At 46.4% G+C, this 20067-nt stretch carries 19 protein-coding genes; 10 read left to right on the forward strand and 9 right to left on the reverse strand.

Annotation, left to right across the window (positions count from 1 at the left end; all coding sequences use genetic code 11):
- Positions 1-107 precede the first annotated feature (107 nt).
- Positions 108-524, reverse strand: a complete 417-nt coding sequence (locus AC06L3_RS08320; protein ID WP_475670158.1) for an HAD family hydrolase — start codon at positions 522-524, stop codon at positions 108-110.
- Positions 525-1098: 574 nt separating this feature from the next.
- Between AC06L3_RS08320 and AC06L3_RS08325 the strand changes: the two genes are divergently transcribed.
- Entirely contained in the window at positions 1099-1251 is a 153-nt protein-coding gene (locus tag AC06L3_RS08325; protein WP_475670159.1) for a hypothetical protein, read from the forward strand.
- 99 nt (positions 1252-1350) lie between these two features.
- Here AC06L3_RS08325 and AC06L3_RS08330 read toward each other — a convergent pair whose 3' ends face one another.
- Positions 1351-1530, reverse strand: coding sequence for a hypothetical protein (locus AC06L3_RS08330; RefSeq protein ID WP_475670160.1), 180 nt, complete (start codon positions 1528-1530; stop codon positions 1351-1353).
- Positions 1531-1733: 203 nt separating this feature from the next.
- Here AC06L3_RS08330 and AC06L3_RS08335 point away from each other — a divergent pair, with 203 nt between their 5' ends.
- From AC06L3_RS08335 to AC06L3_RS08360, 6 genes are all read left to right on the forward strand, one after another.
- Positions 1734-3692, forward strand: coding sequence for a fructose-1,6-bisphosphatase (locus AC06L3_RS08335; protein WP_475670161.1), 1959 nt, complete (start codon positions 1734-1736; stop codon positions 3690-3692).
- A 3-nt stretch (positions 3693-3695) separates the two neighbouring features.
- Entirely contained in the window at positions 3696-5216 is a 1521-nt protein-coding gene (locus tag AC06L3_RS08340) for a Na+/H+ antiporter NhaC family protein (protein ID WP_475670162.1), read from the forward strand.
- Positions 5213-8158: an ATP-binding cassette domain-containing protein gene (locus tag AC06L3_RS08345; RefSeq protein ID WP_475670163.1), complete on the forward strand. Its 2946-nt coding sequence runs from the start codon at positions 5213-5215 to the stop codon at positions 8156-8158. Before AC06L3_RS08340 ends, AC06L3_RS08345 begins: the two co-directional genes overlap by 4 nt.
- 79 nt (positions 8159-8237) lie before the next feature.
- Complete coding sequence (locus AC06L3_RS08350; RefSeq protein WP_475670164.1) at positions 8238-9044, forward strand: hypothetical protein; 807 nt, start codon at positions 8238-8240, stop codon at positions 9042-9044.
- Positions 9045-9136: 92 nt separating this feature from the next.
- Positions 9137-10090: a hypothetical protein gene (locus AC06L3_RS08355; protein WP_475670165.1), complete on the forward strand. Its 954-nt coding sequence runs from the start codon at positions 9137-9139 to the stop codon at positions 10088-10090.
- Between the two features lie 2 nt (positions 10091-10092).
- On the forward strand, positions 10093-10521 hold the full coding sequence (locus AC06L3_RS08360; RefSeq protein ID WP_475670166.1) for an RNA-binding S4 domain-containing protein: 429 nt from the start codon (positions 10093-10095) through the stop codon (positions 10519-10521).
- A gap of 569 nt (positions 10522-11090) precedes the next feature.
- On the opposite strand, the gene AC06L3_RS08365 is transcribed toward AC06L3_RS08360, so the two are convergent.
- Both AC06L3_RS08365 and AC06L3_RS08370 read right to left on the reverse strand, forming a co-directional pair.
- The gene (locus tag AC06L3_RS08365) at positions 11091-11975 is read right to left on the reverse strand and encodes a lysostaphin resistance A-like protein (RefSeq protein WP_475670167.1); all 885 of its coding nucleotides are present in this window, start codon (positions 11973-11975) and stop codon (positions 11091-11093) included.
- Between the two features lie 8 nt (positions 11976-11983).
- Entirely contained in the window at positions 11984-12892 is a 909-nt protein-coding gene (locus tag AC06L3_RS08370; protein ID WP_475670168.1) for a nucleotidyltransferase family protein, read from the reverse strand.
- Positions 12893-12976: 84 nt separating this feature from the next.
- Here AC06L3_RS08370 and AC06L3_RS08375 point away from each other — a divergent pair, with 84 nt between their 5' ends.
- The gene (locus tag AC06L3_RS08375) at positions 12977-13306 is read left to right on the forward strand and encodes an FtsB family cell division protein (RefSeq protein WP_475670169.1); all 330 of its coding nucleotides are present in this window, start codon (positions 12977-12979) and stop codon (positions 13304-13306) included.
- A gap of 1 nt (position 13307) precedes the next feature.
- Positions 13308-14642: an adenylosuccinate lyase gene (gene purB / locus AC06L3_RS08380; protein ID WP_475670176.1), complete on the forward strand. Its 1335-nt coding sequence runs from the start codon at positions 13308-13310 to the stop codon at positions 14640-14642.
- A 2-nt stretch (positions 14643-14644) separates the two neighbouring features.
- On the opposite strand, the gene AC06L3_RS08385 is transcribed toward purB, so the two are convergent.
- Positions 14645-15199, reverse strand: coding sequence for a porin family protein (locus AC06L3_RS08385; protein ID WP_475670170.1), 555 nt, complete (start codon positions 15197-15199; stop codon positions 14645-14647).
- Positions 15200-15269: 70 nt separating this feature from the next.
- Positions 15270-16484 (reverse strand): serine hydrolase domain-containing protein, encoded by a 1215-nt coding sequence (locus AC06L3_RS08390; RefSeq protein ID WP_475670171.1) that lies wholly within the window; start codon positions 16482-16484, stop codon positions 15270-15272.
- A 56-nt stretch (positions 16485-16540) separates the two neighbouring features.
- Between AC06L3_RS08390 and AC06L3_RS08395 the strand changes: the two genes are divergently transcribed.
- Complete coding sequence (locus tag AC06L3_RS08395; RefSeq protein ID WP_475670172.1) at positions 16541-17137, forward strand: porin family protein; 597 nt, start codon at positions 16541-16543, stop codon at positions 17135-17137.
- 70 nt (positions 17138-17207) lie between these two features.
- Here AC06L3_RS08395 and AC06L3_RS08400 read toward each other — a convergent pair whose 3' ends face one another.
- From AC06L3_RS08400 to tmk, 3 genes are all read right to left on the reverse strand, one after another.
- Positions 17208-17762, reverse strand: coding sequence for an NADH peroxidase (locus AC06L3_RS08400; protein ID WP_475670173.1), 555 nt, complete (start codon positions 17760-17762; stop codon positions 17208-17210).
- A gap of 74 nt (positions 17763-17836) precedes the next feature.
- Positions 17837-19225, reverse strand: coding sequence for a MauE/DoxX family redox-associated membrane protein (locus AC06L3_RS08405; RefSeq protein WP_475670174.1), 1389 nt, complete (start codon positions 19223-19225; stop codon positions 17837-17839).
- Complete coding sequence (gene tmk, locus AC06L3_RS08410; RefSeq protein ID WP_475670175.1) at positions 19222-19890, reverse strand: dTMP kinase; 669 nt, start codon at positions 19888-19890, stop codon at positions 19222-19224. The genes AC06L3_RS08405 and tmk overlap by 4 nt, the downstream gene beginning before the upstream one ends.
- Between the last annotated feature and the right edge of the window lie 177 nt (positions 19891-20067).

Below are 20067 nucleotides of genomic sequence, written 5' to 3' on the forward strand. Positions count from 1 at the left end.
TCTATTATCTGATCGACCGTTAGCTTACTCTGTTCAATATCCATAATTTGTGCCGTTCAACATGGCAAAGGTAAGGCCTTTTCAGTTGAAATCAGTCAAAATAGCCCTCAAAAATCAGTCACCGGGTGAAATAGAGCGAAACTCATTGACTGCTCAGCCAACCATTTTGACACGCCTTCCTTGACAATTGGATTCGTATTGCTGAGAATGTAAACCCTGTATTTGTCTCGCAACTCCTTTATCAGTTCCATCTTGTAAACAGGGAAGCGTGTACAGAAAGCCATAAGCGCAGTTTTCACCTGCTCCCTTGTGGTTCCCGGATTACAATCCGGAATAATAGCATCGCAGAATTGTTCCGCCGTAATGTCACCATGCTCCATGATTGATACCAGACCGGTAGGATGGCAGGCATCCATCTGTTCCTCCATCTTGTAATACCCAAGTTTGTGGAACGCTTCCAGACAAGGCTCCTTCTCCAGATCAAGGAGCACACCGCCCATATCAAAAACAATGGCTTTTATCATAACACAAAGATAACCATGCTCCCCAATAAATGCAAGACACCTGTACCGGACGAGGAAAATCAAGCGTCCCGTACAGAAAACAGGCAAATCCTGTACCGAACGAGCAAAATCAGACATTCCGTACAGAAAACAGGCAAATCCTGTACCGGACGAGGAAAATCAAGCGTTCCGTACAGAAAACGGGCAAATCCTGTACCGCACGGTGATGCGGATTGGCAAATCAATGAGGCAGAGGCATTACGGCAACACTGCCAATCGGAATAATATACGTCACACACGACATTGTTCCCAAAAACTACAACGAATACATTGAGCTTCAAACAAGTTGGATATGGGATATTAGCAGTCCCGAGGATGAAGCTCATTCCTGCATGGACAATGTGGAAATTGACATCGAAATGATGGATGTCTCAATTCAACAATTTGGGTTACAACCTCCCTGCTTTGCCTCATTACAATCAGATCTGGGGCGTTGAAGTGAATCAGGAGGGAATGTCCAGAGAAGAGATATAAGGATTATTTTTCAATCAACCTGTTCAATGTACCGGCTTATTCTTTAAGCAACAGATCAGGAGTGGAAAAATTCAGGAACGACTTCATTTCCGTCCTGAAAAGTGACATTCAGTTCTGGAGGGATTTCTATTATACCTGGACATTCCATTTCACCTGGCGCAACAATCAGAAGCCGGATGAAACCTACACTTACGATTTCATTATAAGCAAATAGAATCCCTGCCAAGCGGCAGGGTTTGGGACAGAGTCCCAATGACAGAAAAGGCCGCATCAGCGGCCTCTTTTGTCAGATTCATCAGAAACAACGGCGTCATCAGGCGTTCCCCCACTGCAGGCAGTTGCAATCTTTATCGAATTTCGTGCATTCACCTTTGCGGCTGATCTGGGCTTTGCATATTTTTATTCCTCCCTTCTCACGTTCAAGCTTTCCACCTGTAACTTCACCGAGCTGCTCGTCGGACAATTGTCTGAACTCTTTCACTTTCTTTTCCAAAATATCAAGTTTTAAAAAATCAAAATCAAAGTTACAAGTCATTTCATCAATAATTATGCCAAACTATCGCCGGTGGGAAAAAGCAGTGGGCTGAAAAGAGAAAGTTTGGAGAAAAAATGTTATATTTGTAAGTTTAGTGTATTGTGCTGCGCAAATAGCTCCCTCCTTCATAAGGAGCTGCAGCCACCAAAAAGAAGAAGAGTATGAAAAGAGACATCAAGTACCTCAGATTGCTTTCAAAGAGCTTCCCAACCGTTCAGGCAGCCTGCACGGAGATAATAAACCTGGAAGCCATAATGAACCTGCCGAAGGGAACCGAGCATTTCATCACTGACCTCCACGGAGAGAACGAGGCTGTGGAGCATGTGCTCAGAAATGCATCTGGAGTAATAAAGCAGAAGGTGGAGGACCTGTTCGGGGACAACCTGATGGAATCTGCCAGAAGGGAGCTGTGCACGCTCATCTACTATCCTGATGCCATGCTCAAGATAATGAAACAGAGGGAGAGGGACATCAAGGGGTGGTACAAGGTGGTTCTGATGAGACTTGTAAAGGTATTGGCCGAGGCATCCTCGAAATATACCAGATCAAAGGTAAGGAAGGCGCTTCCTGCCGAATACTCGTATATCATAGAGGAACTTCTGCACGAATCCAAGAGCGTTGACGCCAACAAGCACAACTATATAATGGCCATTGTGGAAACAATCATATCCACAGGCAGGGCCGACCATTTCATAACGGCAATATGCAATGTGATACAGAGTCTTGTGATTGACTGCCTGCACGTGATAGGTGACATTTATGACCGCGGACCGGGGGCGCACCTTATCATGGACCGTCTGTGCGACTATCACAACGTTGACATACAGTGGGGCAACCACGACGTTGTATGGATGGGAGCTGCGGCCGGAAGCAAGGCCTGCGTTGCCAACGTTCTGAGAATGTGCTTCCGCTATGCGAACCTTACCACGCTCGAAGACGGTTACGGAATAAACATTCTTCCGCTTGCAACCTTTGCAATGAATGTTTACGGAAATGACCCTTGCACGGTTTTCAGGCCAAAGATCAATGAATACGAGGTCATTGACGAATCACAGGCAAGGCTCATATCGCAGATGCACAAGGCCATTTCAGTAATTCAGTGGAAGCTGGAGGCCAGAGTTGTTGACAGGCGCAAGGAGTTCGGGATGGAAAGCAGGAAGCTTCTGCATCTGATTGATTTCGAGAAGGGAACAATAAAGATAAACGGCGTTGACTACAAGCTGAAGGACAGCAACTTCCCAACCATCAATCCCAAGGCTCCATACGAACTCACGGCCGCCGAGAAGGATGTGATTACAAAGCTCACTCACAGTTTCACCGTTTCACCTCGTCTGGAGAAGCACATCAACTGCCTGCTTTCACGCGGCTCCTTATATCTTGTAATGAATGACAATCTCCTGTTCCATGGTTCAATACCTCTGAATGAAGACGGTTCTTTCAAGGAAATGGAAATAATGGGCAGGATGTACAGCGGCAAGGCACTCTGTGACAAGATAGACCAGGTTGTACGTACAGCCTTCTACTCCCACGACAAACCAAGTTTGCAGAAATACGGACAGGACTTCCTCTGGTATCTGTGGTGCGGCCCTGTGTCACCTCCTTTTGACAAAGGCAGGATGGCAACCTTCGAACGCTACCTGCTTTCGGACAAGGAACCTCAGAAAGAACCTAAGGGATGGTACTACACTCTCAAGAACAGAAAGGATATCTGCGAGAAGATACTCAAGGAATTCGGTGTGGAGAATTATGAACACGGCCATATAATCAACGGTCACATACCTGTTAAAGCCGGTCAGGGAGAAAACCCTATCAAGGCGGAAGGGAAGCTTCTGGTGATTGACGGCGGTTTCTCAAAGGCTTACCAGAAGGAAACAGGCATTGGCGGATACACTCTCACCTTCAACAGCTATGGCCTGAAACTGGTTCAGCACGAGCCTTTCGTATCAAAGCAGACCGCTATTGAAAAAGGCGTTGACATCAGGTCAATGACAAAGGTTGTGGAAAACGCCGAGAAGAGAATATACGTACGGGATACCGACAAGGGTAAGGAATTGGCAATGAGAGTGGATGATCTGCGCCAGCTTGTACAGGCTTACAGGAACGGGGCCATCAGGTTCTAGAATATGACAGGTTTCAAATCTTGGAAACATATCGGCAAGAAGGTTGAAAGCAGCACAGATGCGCCTGAAAGAATTCCGCATCCGCTTGTCTGCCTCATACCTTTTGTTGTGCTCGCAGTTACACTTACCTTCATAGTCAGATGTTTCGGGGCGGATTCACTGGCTGGAGCATCACAGGTTGCGCTCCTTTTCTCAGCGAGTCTGGCCGCAACCATTGCCATGGTGTTCTACAAGATTCCTTTCACCAGACTTGAAAGCGCCATCAGCACAAACATAAAGACAATAGGTTCCGCAATAATCATTCTTCTGCTCATTGGCGCCATTGCCGGCAGCTGGATGATAAGCGGCATTGTTCCAACCTTGATATACTATGGTCTGAAGGTCATTTCTCCGGCTATATTCCTGTTTGCAGTATGCCTGATATGCGCACTGGTAGCTGTTATGACAGGCAGCTCCTGGAGCACCATTGCCACTATCGGCGTTGCTCTGATTGGAATTGGAATGGCACTTGGTTACTCAACCGGATGGACAGCCGGCGCCATCATTTCAGGAGCATACTTCGGTGACAAGATATCACCACTTTCAGATACCACTGTCCTTGCTTCATCTACAAACGAAGTGCCTCTGTTCGAACATATAAGATACATGCTCATTACAACGGTACCTTCTATGAGCATAGCATGCATCGTTTTCCTGATTGCAAGCCTTACGCATGACAATCACAGCATTGCCACCAGCGAGGAATTCTCAACAGCCCTGCAGAATTCGTTCAATATTTCTCCCTGGTTGCTGCTTGTTCCAGCACTGTCACTTGTTCTGATAATCAAAAGAGCTCCGGCCCTGCTGATTCTTTTCATTTCAGCGCTGGCAGCGGGCATTGCCGCACTGATAGCCCAGCCGCAGCTAGTTGCAGGCATAGGCGGAGCGGAAGGCACGGCTTGCACGGCAGATTACTTCAGAGGAATTCTCATAATTTTCTACGGCAACACTTCAGTAAGCACCGGCAATGAAGTCCTGAACTCGCTTGTGCAGACCCACGGCATGAACGGTATGCTCAGCACCATTTTCCTCATTATCTGCGCCGCAAGCTTCGGTGGAGTCATGGCAGGAAGCGGCATGATTGCCAGCATAACCAACGCACTTACAAAGAAGATATCAGGACGCACGGCAACGGTTGGGGCCACGGTTTCAACCGGCATCTTCTCAAACATGATAACTGGTGACCAGTTCCTTTCAATCATACTCAGCAGCAGCCTGTTCAAGAAACTTTACAAGGACAATGGATTCGAAGCAAGGCTTCTGAGCCGCTCCGTTGAAGATTCGGCAACTATCACTTCGGTCCTCATTCCATGGAACTCCTGCGGTATGACCCAGTCAACCGTGCTCAAGGTGCCTACGCTGGATTACCTGCCGTACTGCATATTCAATATACTGTCTCCTGTGGTATCCGTGACAGTTGCAGCCACAGGTTACAAGATTTTCAAGCAGAAAACCAATACTGAAAAAAACAATGACAATATATGAATGACATTATCCTTTCAGGCCTGATCAACCTCTTTGCCCTGTTCAGTTCAAGGAACAAAACGAATCAGGAAGTTTCCGGCAAACTGCTGGAAAACTACCTTTCCAGACATTTCGGAGTACGAGACAAGGAATCCTATCTCCAGTTGTATGAAGACTTGAGGAACTTTTATGATGAGTCTGAAACACTTGACAAGGAAGCCATAGTTGAAAACACCTGTTCCAACCTCAAGGGCAGCATAAGCCAGCAGGAGCAGGCACTTATGCTTCTGCGTTTCATGGAGTTCAGCCAGTACGCCCAGGCTTCCGATTCTGCAGCATTCAATTCAAAGGACCCTATCTTCTCAAAGGTTGCCAAGGCCTTTGACGTTAACAGCACCCTTTTTGCGGACTTTGAGGATTTCGTGAACGAAAAGGAAGGCGTCAAGGTGAAAAAATTCAGCTACGAGCACGTTGACGGATACATCAAGACCCTGTATATAAGTGAATTCAACAAAATGATCTTCACTTATTCAGGCAATGAGATTGTTCTTTACAACGATGTTCCTGTTCTCAGCGGCATCTTCCAGATATGGCAGCAGAGCGGCGTGGTGAAACTGCCTAAGGGCCGTCCTGTATACTACACCACAATTTCCGCAGCCTATCAGCAGTGGCAGGCTGAAAAGGACGTTCAGATGTGCGGACGTGACATAAACTTCCGTTTCACTCCGGGCGGCAGCAACGGTCTGCACAACTTCTCGTTCAACCTGAAATCAGGGCAGCTTGTTGCCATAATGGGAGGCAGCGGCACAGGAAAGTCAACACTTCTTTCACTGCTCAACGGCAGCAACACTCCTCAGGAAGGAAGCATAACAATTAACGGGCATTCAATAAGCGAACCCGAGGCAAAGGCCCTGATAGGATTCGTTCCTCAGGATGACCTTCTGATTGAGGAACTTACCGTTTACCAGAATCTCTACTATACAGCAAAGCTCTGCTTTGACAAGATGCCTGAGGAGCAGATAAACCAGAAGGTTCTCTCAATCCTTACTCAGCTCGGTCTTGCAGCCGCCAAGGACCTCAAGGTTGGTTCGGCAATCAACAAATACATTTCCGGCGGACAGAGGAAGCGCCTGAACATTGCGCTGGAACTCATCCGTGAACCTGCAATCCTTTTCCTTGACGAACCTACATCCGGCCTGTCATCAACCGACACGGAAAACGTTGTGAACCTGCTCAAGGAGCAGACCTGCAAGGGCAAGCTGGTTGTAATGAACATTCACCAGCCATCTTCGGACGTTTACAAGTTCTTTGACCGTCTGTGGCTGCTGGACAAGGGAGGGTACCCTGTTTTCGACGGCAACCCTATAGACGCCATCTCATATTTCAAGGAAGCGGCCCATTATGCAGATGCCGATGTTGCCACCTGCCCCACCTGCGGCAATGTTAACCCTGAAGTTGTGCTCAACATCATTGATGAGAAAGCCCTCGACGGTTCCGGAGCCACTATTGACAAGAGGAAGGTTGCGCCTGAGGAATGGCACGAGATGTACCTCAACTCACGCGAGAAATTCAGCGAGCCCGCTGTTGACAGCGTTCCGGTGACCGACCAGAAGAAGCCGAACGTATTCAAGCAGCTTGGAATCTTCTTCCGCAGGAACATAGTCTCAAAGATAACCAACGCACAGTACATGGCAATAACCCTGCTGGAAGCCCCTCTCCTTGCGCTCATAGTTGCCCTGCTCACCCACTTCACCCCCGACAGCGGAACCTATTCCGTAATGGAGAACAAGAATCTGGTATCCTACATGTTCATGGCGGTGATAGTGGCCATCTTCATAGGAATGAGCGGCAGCGCCGAGGAAATCTTCAAGGACAGAGCCCTTCTGAAGAGAGAGAAGTTCCTCCGCCTGAGCTACAGCAGCTACATCTGGTCCAAGATACTCTACATGGCGATGGTTTGTTTCATCCAGACAGGACTTTTCATCGTTGTAGGAAACCTTATCATGGGAATCCACTCACTCTTCTTCGTATGGTGGATGATACTCTTTGCATCAGCGTTCCTGGCGGGCCTCACGGGACTTCTGCTATCGCAGTGCCTTAACTCCATAGTAGCCATATACATCACCATTCCTATGCTGCTCATACCGCAGATTCTCCTCTGCGGTCTGGTTGTCAAGTTCGAGGACCTCAACCCTAACAGCAACACAGGCAATGTACCGTTGATAGGTGAAGTAATTCCTTCAAGATGGTCTTACGAGGCACTCGCAACCGCATCGTTCTCACTCAACGATTATGAGAGGAACATATTCGACCAGGACTGCGAGCGCTACACCGCCACATACTACAACAAGGCCTTCCTCTACGAATTGCGCTCAAGGCTTGAGAAACTCGAGGACAGCAGGCTGAACAACAAGAAATACAATGACATTGACTTCCTTACCCTGAACAACGAACTGCCTCACCTGGCTAAGATATGCAAAATGCCTCTGTACAGCGGCATGGACCAGCTTGCCCGGGGCAAATACACGGAAAAGACCTACCCGGAACTGGAAGCCTGGCTGGATGAAGCCGAGAAATATCTCCAGAACTGGGGCAACAAGACAACCCTCAGGCTTGACAAGCAGGTTACACAGTTCATGAAGGAGGTAGGTGCAGATGTCTACAAGCAGAGAAAAGTTGACGAATACAATATAACCCTGGAAGATATGGTGCTCAACAGGGATACCGACAAGACCCACAAAGTTGTTGACGGATACATAATTCCAAAGGCCGGTTACATATTCCTCGAGCCAAGGAGCCATAACGGAAGGGCTCCGTTCTACAGCGGAGTGAAGATCCTGGGCAACACAAGAATCCCTACCCTATGGTTCAACATGTGCGTGATACTCATTATGTGTGTGATATGCGCAACCGCTCTTCTGCACGATTTTCCTGGCAGATATCTGAGAAAAGAGAGAAATTGAAATCAAGATATTGCAGTTTTAATATAAAAGAGTTACCTTTGACCGATTAATTGAATAATTATTAAAATAAAATATCAATATGAAGAAATTTGCTTTATTGCTTCTTGCAGCTGCCATGGTAGTTATGACATCCTGCAAAAATGCTCAGAACTCCGAAGAGAACTCACAGGAAGTTTCACTTCAGGAGCAGTATCTTACAGAGGACCTCAAGATTCAGGTACAGGGACTTGCAGAGTCTCTACAGAACCTCAAACATTTCCCTGGAATCAATATTTTCCGCGAGGACAGCGTAACAAAGTTCGAGCTCACTCCAAAGCAGAAGATGCTCAAACCTGAGTTCCTTCTTGCTCCTAACGTAGCTGACAACCTTGTTAACCTCACACAGAAATACCGCGCAGTTGGTATGCTTTCTGTTGATTACACAACAGCTCAGCTTTATGACATGCCTGTTGACGAGTACAAGGCAGCTCTCACAAAGCTTGATACAGACATCAACGATCCTGCATTCAAGGCTCTTGGCGAGGACACTTTCAACAGCATTGATGTTATGGCATTCTACGATGCAGAGGTAGAGGCAGGCAGAACAAACTTCTTCTGGGAGATCATTGCAGCCAGCGCAGTTGAGCAGGTTTACATCATGACACAGAAGATGGATCTTTTCCTCCCTGCATTTGATGACAAGACAGCAAGTGACGTTACATACCGTTTCATCCTCGTACAGGAAGGTATCAAGGCTTTGATTCCTTACCATCCTGAAATGGAGAGTTTGAACGAGGTTCTCGAGCCACTTTACGTTCTCAACGCTATCAATGTTGAGCAGCTTATGAACCAGCTCGTTGAGCTCAAGGGTGAGATTGAGCTTGCACGAAAGAAACTCCTCGAGTAATCACATTACCCCAGATAAAAGAAAAGCGGCTGCAAGGCCGCTTTTTTTGCAGGACAGGATTGAACCTGCTGCACAAATCAGTTCAGTTACATATGGAACAAAGCAAGAAACTGTACCCTTTACTCATAGATGGTGATGTGCTGGATTCCCAGAGTCAGGTTGCCAATGGTTTTCTGGCCGGCAACAACATTGAGGACGTGATTGACACCTATATGACCGATGCCCTCGGGCTGGAAGTATTCAAATACTTCCGTGGTGAATTCCCTCTGAGCATCAGCCATAATCATATCATTGATTTTACACCGCTGATGGTATGTCCCGATGATGGAACTTCTTTGGAACGTTTCGGCATCCCGGGAAACGTGAAGATCTGGTATGTGAAGTCAGCCTCGCCTTTTGCCAAGATAGTTTTCGGATTCAGGCAGGAGATGAACGCCAGCGAATTTTTTGAATACTGTCACAAGGGCGTTCTTGAGAACTGTTTGCAGGTAATAAGGCCCCAGGCAGGAGATTTCATTCTCATACCGCCGGGAACCGTTCATGCAATAGGCGGTGACATTGATTTTGTTGAGATCTGTGACGCTCACAAGTGCAGCTACCATCTGTACGAACTTGATGCGGACAAGAAGAAAGCTGCCATTGCAGAAGAATCCTATGCATACGACACGGAACTTTACGAAGCCATTGACATAATTGATTACAAGCCGTCTTCTCTGGTGGAGAGCTATGCCTCCGTTTCAAGGGAGAAGATGAAGATGTTCAGCTGGCCATTGCATATTGTTGCCAAATATGCGGTTCTGGATCAAGAGATAAAGGTACTTCCTGCAATTGCCGGGAGTTTCATTGCATATTTAGGTATAAGCGGAACCGCGAATCTGAATTGCAATGGAGTTGATTATGCTATTTCAGAGAATCAGTTGCTGCTCGTGCCTGAAGTCATAGACGATTACACTCTTGCCACGGCAAAGCAGTCGGGAGAAGAAAATGCTTCGGTTCTGGAAATATACATTCCACCTATTGATCTTGAGTGTGACGATAACGAATAGATATGGAACAGGTACGCATAGATAAATTCTTGTGGTCTATAAGAGTCTTCAAAACCAGAGGTGATGCCGGTGAGGCCTGCAAAAGCGGAAAAGTGTATGTGAACGGCACTCAGGTCAAGTCATCAAAGGATATAAAAATCGGAGATACCATTGAGGTGCGCAAGGGCGCTGTCCGTTTCAAATATCAGGTGACCGGGCTTACGGACCGCAGGGTGGGTGCTCCTCTTGTTGCTAACTTCGTGCTTGACGTAACTCCTCAGAGCGAGCTGGACAAGCTTGTTGCTCCACGTGAAACCATATTCATGAGCCGTGAACGAGGTACCGGACGTCCAACAAAGCGTGAACGCCGCGAGATAGATTCCCTCATGGACGGCCTGTCAATGCCAGGCTTCGACTTGGACATGGATTTTGATGACCTCGATGAAGATTAATAACTCCAAAGTTGCTTTTGTTCGCCCTCTTTCAAGCCTTGCGCAAGACGCACCGGAGAATGTTTAACATTGCCGTAAAAAAACAGGCACTTTTCCGGACGATCTCAGCCAATTGGCCAAAATATCTGCGATTTTTCGGCGAAACACTGAAATTTTTGTCATTTGGCCGAAAAAATGACCAGTTCTCGGCCGTTTGGTGAGAAACGACTCAAGAAATCTGAGAGGAACAGGCAGAATCAGCTGTTTCGTACAGAAAAAGGTATAGTCCTGTACGGCATGAGTGAAATCAGACATTCCGTACAGGAAAAGGCGAAATCCTGTACTGAGCGGAGTTGCTGATTGGCAAAGCATTGTGGCAGAAGCGTCGAGGAGCGGTGCATTACGGCTATCAAATGTGCAAATAAAACGTTTTTGCACATCGGAGGACTGAAAATGGTTGCAGAATGTGCAAAAAAGGCATTTTTGCCCAGCATTGAACTGAAAATTGCTGGTATAAAGAGAAAACGTGGCCAGATGAGTCGGCAGGCACTGGAATATGAAAAAGCTTTGCCCCGGAAAGGCAAAGTTTTTCAGATGAAGTGACTGCCGCAATCAAGCGGTTTCAGGCTGGTTGAAGAAGGGAGCTTCCTGTGCAGAGTCATTATTATTGCCACGGCCAGAACTGCCACAAAGGTCATGAACAGATAATAGCACCATGCAGGCTGAGCACCGAACAAAAGGCTTTGTATGCTTGCATCTTCAGAGACTGAAGGAATCAGGGCAATAACCGTGCTTGTAGTATTTACAATGAAATGTATCATAATTGACATGAGCAGCGAGCCTGTTCTGTAATACACCCAGCCCAGAAGAATGCCAAGAATGAAGGCTGTAAGACCTTGGGCAAGGTTTCCGTGAATTGCAGCAAAAAGGAAGGCGCTAATAACTATTGCCTGCCATGGTTTCATGTATTGAAGCATACCGCGCATAATGTATCCACGGCATACTATTTCCTCAAGTACGGGTGCAGCAATGCAGACCGAAAGAGCCGTATTCACCGGATGCCGCCTTATCATATTGAAAATCTGCTTCAGAACCTCCGATTCAGGCATCACTCTCTCAATAGGGTCAATAAGTATTATGAGGCAGAATGTAAGAACTGCAACCAGCGCAATGGCTGCAAAAGAATTTAACCTGCCGAACTTCGGCGCATTCAAAGGCACGGGTGCCTCCCCGCGCTCCTTGAAAGTTACGCTTCTTCTCCAGATAAAGAAAGCTACTGGAATGAAAGAAAGCGTATACACGAGCAGCATGTTCATGGAATCGGTTGAATATGTGAATTTTTCACCTCTTATAAGGCTTTCTATGGCAAGCTGAATAACCCAGGCAAGCGCTCCGAGCAACTGCCCGGCCATTGTAATTGCAGCCAGCAGAAATGCTCCGCCAACTTTTGGTTTGTAATAACTGAAAACGTTCATATCTGAATTTACTTGAAAAGTGGACTTGGATAGATTCCATCCTTGGCCAGTGCGGCAAAGCGCTCAACCACAAGAGGTCTGTCCTCCTTGAATGTAACTCCGAACCACTGTGCGGATGTAGGAAGCACCTTCACGCTTGCCTTGCCGGTTTCAATGAGCCTGTTGGCAATGAATGGGATATAGAACTCTTTTTTAGGCTCGTTTATGTTCTGCTCAAGAAATTCCTTGAACATATCTTCCGAGTATTTGAAAATTTGCGGTGTGAAACCCCAGAAATTCATTGAACAATATGCGTTTTCATCAACTTTCTTGCGTGAAGAGCCATCCTGGGTATCGCTCCATACGCCTCCGTTCTCACTCTTGATATTATGATGCTCCACTACACTGGTAAGGAAACCACCATCATCGGTTGTACAAATTCCTCTAGATACGCCGCCGCTTTCCGAGAGTGTCTTGCCAAGACTGAAACCAGCCATTGAGAAATTCCAGGAATTGTTGTCAATACCCTTGAAGAATTCCGCAAGCACGCGGAACGCATCCCTGCCGTAGAAGTCATCGGCATTGATAACGGCAAACGGAGTATCAATTGCATCCTTTGCCATAAGCATTGCGTGCCCTGTGCCCCAAGGCTTCACTCTTTCAGGATTGAGCGTGAAACCTTCAGGAAGCTTGTCCAGTTCCTGCTCAACAAACTCGAGTTCAACAAGCTTGCTGTATTTAGGAATTACCATATCCTTGAACTGCTGAGCAAAGGATTTCCTTATTACGAAAACCACCTTTCCGAATCCGGCCTGTACCGCATCATAAACTGAATAGTCCATAATTGTCTCACCATTCGGGCCAAGCTGGTCCATCTGTTTGAGTCCTCCATATCTGCTGCCTATCCCGGCCGCCAAAATCAACAAAGCTGGTTTCATAGTGTCAAATAATTTATTTAATACTCCACAAATATAGCAATTAACGGCAAATGTTTCTACCTTTGTTCTTCCAATTTATATGTTATGGTTCTCAACAGAATACGTGAATACATACGCAACAGTATCTTTTTCAAGGTAATAAGCAACAAGTTCTTCCTGGCCAGCGTTTTCTTTGTATTATGGCTTACCGTTCTGTCTCCAAACACCATCGGAGACTGGATCAATGACCTGCACAAGGTGTCGGAGCAGAAAAAGCAGATTGATTATTATCACGAATCCATCCAAGGCATTGAGGAAAGGCTGGTGCAGTTGAGGTCTAACTCTGACTCTCTTGAAAAATTCGCCCGCGAACGATACTATTTCCACGCTCCGGATGAGGAAGTTTTCATTGTTGAACCGGAAAAAGCAGAATGAGATGGAGGAAAGAGAGATTGCTCTAACAGCGCTTTCGCCACTTGATGGCCGGTACGCAAGCCAGACCGCCGGCTTGCGCAACTATTTTTCCGAATACGCACTTATCAAGTACAGAGTCCGCATTGAAATAGAGTATTTCATAGCGCTCTCCGCATGGAATATCATCCAACCAGGCGATAGCGCTGAAAAACTCAGGGATATCTACAGGAACTTCACGCCTGCGAATGCCATTGCCATAAAGGACATAGAAAAGCGCACCAACCACGATGTCAAGGCCGTTGAATACTTCATCAAAGGCAAATTCAATGAACTCGGTCTGGAGCAGTACAAGGAATTCATACATTTCGGACTCACTTCACAGGATATCAACAACACTGCCATTCCATTAGCTCTCAAGGAGATGATGGAGGAAGTATACAGCGTGCGGATAAACAGGCTGGTGGAAAGGATTGATGAACTATCGGCCGAGTGGGCGCAGATACCAATGCTGGCCCATACTCACGGGCAGGCGGCGGTTCCCACAAGAGTGGGAAAGGAGCTGCAGGTGTTCAGCACAAGGCTCAAGGAGCAGCTCAGACAGCTTGAAACCGTTCCTTTCTGCGCAAAGTTCGGAGGTGCCGTGGGGAACATGAACGCTCATAAATGCGCATATCCAAACGTTGACTGGAACAGGTTCGCGAACGAATTCATTGCATCGCTGGGGCTCAGGCGCTCCTGGCCAACCACACAGATAGAGCATTACGACAATCTCGCTGCCTTGTTTGACAACGTAAAGAGAATCAATACAATACTCATTGACCTATGCCGCGATTGCTGGACATACATTTCAATGGAATATTTCCGCCAGAGGGTTGTTGCAACTGAAGTGGGTTCTTCCGCAATGCCCCAGAAGGTGAATCCCATTGATTTCGAGAATGCAGAGGGGAACGCCGGAATTGCGAACGCAGTATTCGGCTTTCTGGCTTCAAAACTGCCGATATCAAGACTTCAGCGTGACCTTACCGATTCAACCGTGCTCAGGAACGTTGGCGTGCCTTTCGGCCACTCGCTCATTGCCATCAACTCAGTTCTCAAAGGCCTTGGCAAGCTTATAATAAACGAGGAGAAGCTCAACGAAGATCTCAACGCCAACTGGGCGATAGTTTCAGAAGGCATACAGACAGTCCTGCGCCGCATTGGGTATCCCGAGCCGTACGAAGTGCTGAAGGCCCTTACCAGAGGCAAAAAAGCCATATCGCAGAGCGACATGGCCTCCTTCATTGCTTCTCTCAATGTATCTGCATCAGTGAAGGAGGAATTGCTGGCAATCACCCCCTTCACCTATACAGGATTGTAGTCCTATCTGGTGAGAGGAATCTTGTAGCCTACTGTAAACTGGAATACGCGTCCTTTGGCATCACCCAGATCAGACAACTCAGTAACGCCAAGGTTGTAACGGGCGTCAATTATGAATTCGCCAATCTCGTATGAAATGCCCAGAGGAATTGAGAAATTGGTGCTCTTGATATAGTCTTTGATATCAACGCCGGCTGCTTTTGCACTGAGGTTGAAGCCAGGCTGAATACCTGTTTTGAGTGCAAGGCCTTCAACTACATAGAAATTGGCAAGGATAGGAACGTTCAGGTAGTTCAATTTCAAATTTCCACCGCCATCTGCTTTTGCACCTTCCATTGAATACATCACACCTGCAGAAATGCCGATTAAATCACTTGCCTGATAAGCGAACTCGGCACCAGCTATGAAGCCGACTTTAACCTTTGCGCCGTCACCGTTTGTCTTGGCAAATGTCGTACCTACTGTAGGCTGGATTGTGAATGTGCCCTGCTCGGTCTGAGCAAAAGACTCAAATGCAATGAACATCATTGCAATTGCTGCAAAAAATACTTTCTTCATAAACCTTATTTTTTAGAATTAAACCTTTCAATACAAAGTTAAAACAAATTTGTATTTCTCAATTATTCTATCAGATTTTTTTGATGAAATGCTTGTAAAGCATGCTAACAACATTATTGTGAACACTGCTGCCCTTTGAACCGCTGCTTATTACAACAAAACCATATTTTTCTTCCGGGTTGAAGAACATTGCGCTGCAAAGACCGTACGCTCCGCCTGTGTGGCCTACCATCTCAACTTCATCATCGAATCTGTTGGTTCTCCATAGTGTGATGCAGTAATTCTCGGTAACAATCTTTTCCTTTACAGCTTCCGGTTCATCCAATTGCGAATCAGTGAGAGCTGGGCCTCCAACCTTATGTGAATAGAAGCTTCTAGGAACCTGCATATCCTTTGCCAATGCCTCAGGAATGATTCTTATGCTGTCCTTTAGCGGATACATACCGTAATTCATGTGCATCATCATATAGCGTGCAAGGTCAAGGGCCGAAATCTTCATACCGCCGGTTGGGGAAAATATTGGTGCATCGTGGCCCATTGTGTAGTTTGCAACCTTCTCGCTGCGAGGCTCGTATGCCTCATCCTGACGTACGAGTTCGTTGCTCGTGGTGTCAACAATCTCATAGAGTTGTGCAAAACGTTTTGAATCAAGGCTGTCAACGCAATAACCTCCGTAAAGTCCCATTGGTTTGAGTACGTGGTTCACAACATACTGGTCAAAGCGTTCTCCGCTGTAACGCTCGAGTATTGTTCCTGCAAGGTTAAGATTGAGGTTGCAATACTTGTATGTTGAACCAGGCTGGTTGTTTGAATAGCAGTTTGCGCAGTTCCCGTTTGTAGCAGGATTAATTACATCAATGGTATAGTAACCCTCGTGGTCATTGATGCTTGAAGTGTGAGAGAGCAGCATCTCAAGTGTTATGGTGTCCTCAGGGAAATTAGGATTGACTACAGGGAAACCAACGAGATCACTCACATTGTCTTTGAGATGAAGAACGCCCTTGTCAATGAGCTGCATTATTGATGTACCTGTGAACGACTTGCTTATTGAGGCAATACGGAAGATTGTATTGTCATCAACAGGCTCCTGAGTCTCAAGGTCCTTGACTCCGAAATTGTGATTGTAAACAATCTGGTTGTCCTTTACTACAACGCAGCTCAAGCCAACGTTCTCGACTTCGGCAAGATATGCGCCGATTTCCTCTTCCAGTTCCTTCTCAGGATTCTGGCATGCAACTGTCAGGGCCAGAGCGGCCATACAGATAACTCCAAGCAATTTTTTCATAGGTGGTATTAATAAAAGATTTACATTTGTGAATGTAAAATTAATAAAAATCAAATATGAAAAAGTTTTTAATAGCATCTCTTGCTATGTTTTTTGTTGCATTCGAGTCTTTTGCGCAGGTTGAGCAGGGAGTATTTTCAATCAAACCTGCAGCGGGTATTACGGTAGCAAACCTTACAGGGTCCGGTGCCAGCTCAAAAATCGGATTCACAGGTGGAGCCGAACTGGCTTATCAGGCCACGGACATTCTTGGAATTTCAGCAGGCGTGATGTATTCCATGGAGGGAGCCAAGGACAAAATAGATACAGATCTCGTCAGATATGACGCCAAAGTGAATCTAAGCTACCTCAACATTCCCGTTATGGCCAATTTCTATGTATTTGACGGCCTGGCACTCAAGATAGGCGTTCAGCCTGCTTGCCTGCTCAAGGCAGAGGCAAAACTTGACAACACCACAACTGATGTCAAGAGTATGGTTGAGAAATTCAATTGCTCAATACCTGTTGGCATATCATACGAATTCGGCAACCTTATGATTGACGCACGTTTTGCCATGGGCCTTACAAAGGTTACAAAGAAGACCGCCGAGGTCAACGATGCCAAGAGCAGCGTTTTCCAGATTACTTTAGGATACAGGATTCCTTTGAGATAAGCGAACTTGGAACAGCAAAAAAAACGGTCCTGGGGGTTCCCGGACCGTTTTTCATTTCATTCTGCAAGAATTATTTCTTGAAGTACCTGTTGTAAAGGCCTTCGAAACCTTTGCCGTGACGGGCCTCGTCCTTTGCCATTTCGTGAACGGTATCGTGGATTGCATCAAGATTGTTCTGCTTTGCAAGAACAGCTATTCTCTTCTTGTCCTCGCAGGCACCTGCCTCAGCAGCCATTCTCTTCTCAAGGTTTGTCTTTGTATCCCATACAACCTCACCAATAAGCTCAGCGAATTTCGCAGCGTGCTCGGCCTCCTCGAAAGCGTATCTCTTGAAAGCCTCCGCAACTTCAGGATAACCATCGCGATCTGCCTGACGGCTCATTGCAAGGTACATACCAACCTCCGTGCACTCACCGTTGAAATGTTTCTGAAGACCGTCCCAAATTTCTTCAGGGCAACCCTTTGCCACACCAATAACGTGCTCGTCCGCAAACTGAAGAGCGCCTTCAGTCTCAACCATCTCCTTGAACTTAGTTTTTGGAGCCTTGCACAACGGGCATTTCTCAGGAGCCTCGTCTCCTTCATGAACGTAACCGCAGATAGTACAGATAAATTTCTTTTTCATTGCTTGATATTTAAGATTGATAAAAAGTTAATTTAGAATTATTATAAACAAAGTTACGGAAACATTTCCATTATTCAAAACTGTTTCGCCTGCTCATCTTCCACCTCTTCGGAAACAATTATCTTTTTCCTGCGCAGAAACACTCTGAGAAGATAAATTGTGAGGAGGGTTCCAACAAAGAAAATCTGAATGAAAGCCGATGAGCTGCTTAAAGACTGTATTTCAACATCGTCAGGGTCCCGGGCAAGAATACGCAGAAGTTTCCTGTGAGAAAGGCCGAAAGGAGCCGGCCTGAGAACCGACCCGGATTTTGCTATTATGACTCCGGAATGCAGGACGCTGACACCGGCATTGCTCCTGTTCAGAGAAAGCAGGGTCTTGTAATCACCCACAAGCACCTTGCCGAACAGTCTGTTCCTGAACTTGTCCCTTATCTGGTCAACGGATGCAGCACACAGGATATAACAGGTGTAAGGCGTTCTTTTATAAATATCATTGGCCAGACTGACCAGATAATCGGCCTCGATGCTGCTTATGGCATTGATTTCAGGGATACTTATAAACACTATGTCCGAAGTTCCGGAAAGTATTGCCGACGAAACATAGAAACCGCCCGTATTCCTCAAAGGAAGAACCGGAGGCGCCTTTGTCTCGAACCTGACTATGCTCTCAAGTATGTCCTTGACAAAGCCGCCAGTTCTATCAGGTGCAATATCAACGAAAGTCCAGGTGGTGTCAGGAAGATTGTCAAGACTAAAAGCCCGGGTGATGCCATCTTTAGTGTACAGATACATTTGTGACGGGATGGAATCGGTCTGTTCCGTTTCGTACAGGCTGCTTTCATTCTCCGCATTGTTGGCGAACAAAAGGTCTGTTCCAGCCCTGTACGGCCCCCATTCGGCAGGCGGCGTGGAAACGAGAGAGCGCAGGGAAACCATAAGAATGACAAGCAGATACAGTATGACTATTGAAAGCTCCGTACGTTTTCCTCCGAGCGCGCGTATTTTCTGCCACCTCACATTGAGTTCCCTGTACCTGTCAGAATTAGAATATCTGTAAAACAGGAATATATGGAATGCAGCTATGAGCAGGATAATATTCTTGATCAGGCTCTGCACATTGGACATAGGAATTGCATCACCGAAGCAGCCGCAATCGCTCATAGGATCAAAGATGGCTGCGTAAAGGGTTACCAGAGTGAAGAATCCCATCAGATAAATAGCGAATTTTGAGAAGAATCTCATCTTCACCCCAAGCAGTATTGCGCAAGCGGTAACGTATTCCGCAGCAATGAGTGCAATGGCAATGAAATAACTTGCAAAGCCCAGAAATCCCAGGTGAAGGGCCTTGAGCCATTCTCCGGTCTTTATAACCGTACCCATAGGGTCCACGCCTTTCACAGTTGATGAAAGGATAAGGATCAAGCCTATGAGTATTCTGAAAACTATGACAAGGATTTTCATCTGATATGCTCCTTGATTCTGTTGAATATCACATCAGTTGAAGCCATCCTCCCGTATTCGTTACTGCAGTCTATTCTTATGAAATCAGGGTCACGGCGGCACTGCTCCAGATATATGCTCCGCACATTTTTCTGAAACTCAATATTCTCCTCGTGAATATCGGCATGTCCGTGCAGGTAATCCCTGTCATCCCCGCTGCGCTGCGATTTCAAACTGCTTTCCACAAAATCAATTGGCACGTCAAGGAATAGATTGATATCAGGCCTTGGAATGGCATACAGTTCATACTCCATTCTGAATATCCAGTCCATAAGTTCCGCACGCTTGAGCTCATCCTTGAGCTTGGAGCACTGGTATGCTATATTGGAATACACATAGCGGTCAAGCAGCACGCAGCTTCCCTCCTCCAGCCATTTTCTTATGGTTGAAGCCGCATCCGCCCTGTCAAGAGCAAAGAGCAGGGCAACAAGCTGTGGATGAACCTGTTCGTTGGAACCGAACTCTCCGCTTAGGAACTTTGCAATCAGTTCGCCGTATGCGGAAGATTCGTAACGCGGAAAATGGATGTATTCCAATCTCCTTCCGCTTTCGGTTATATGATTCTTAAGCAGTTTCACCTGAGTGCTTTTGCCTGCACCGTCCAAGCCTTCCAATACTATGAGCATACAAAATCTTTTTATCCACGAAATTACTCATTTGCTGTTTCATACGAAAATTAATTGTGCCGTTTCTGGTTATTCCGGCGTTATTTGACTTGTTTTTAATACATTTTGAGCCAATGGCACAAAAAGAGAGAGCACTCACAAGGCTGCAAGTGCGAGGTTGACATCTTAGCAATTTTA

It is taken from the genome of Candidatus Egerieousia sp. (assembly GCF_056211015.1).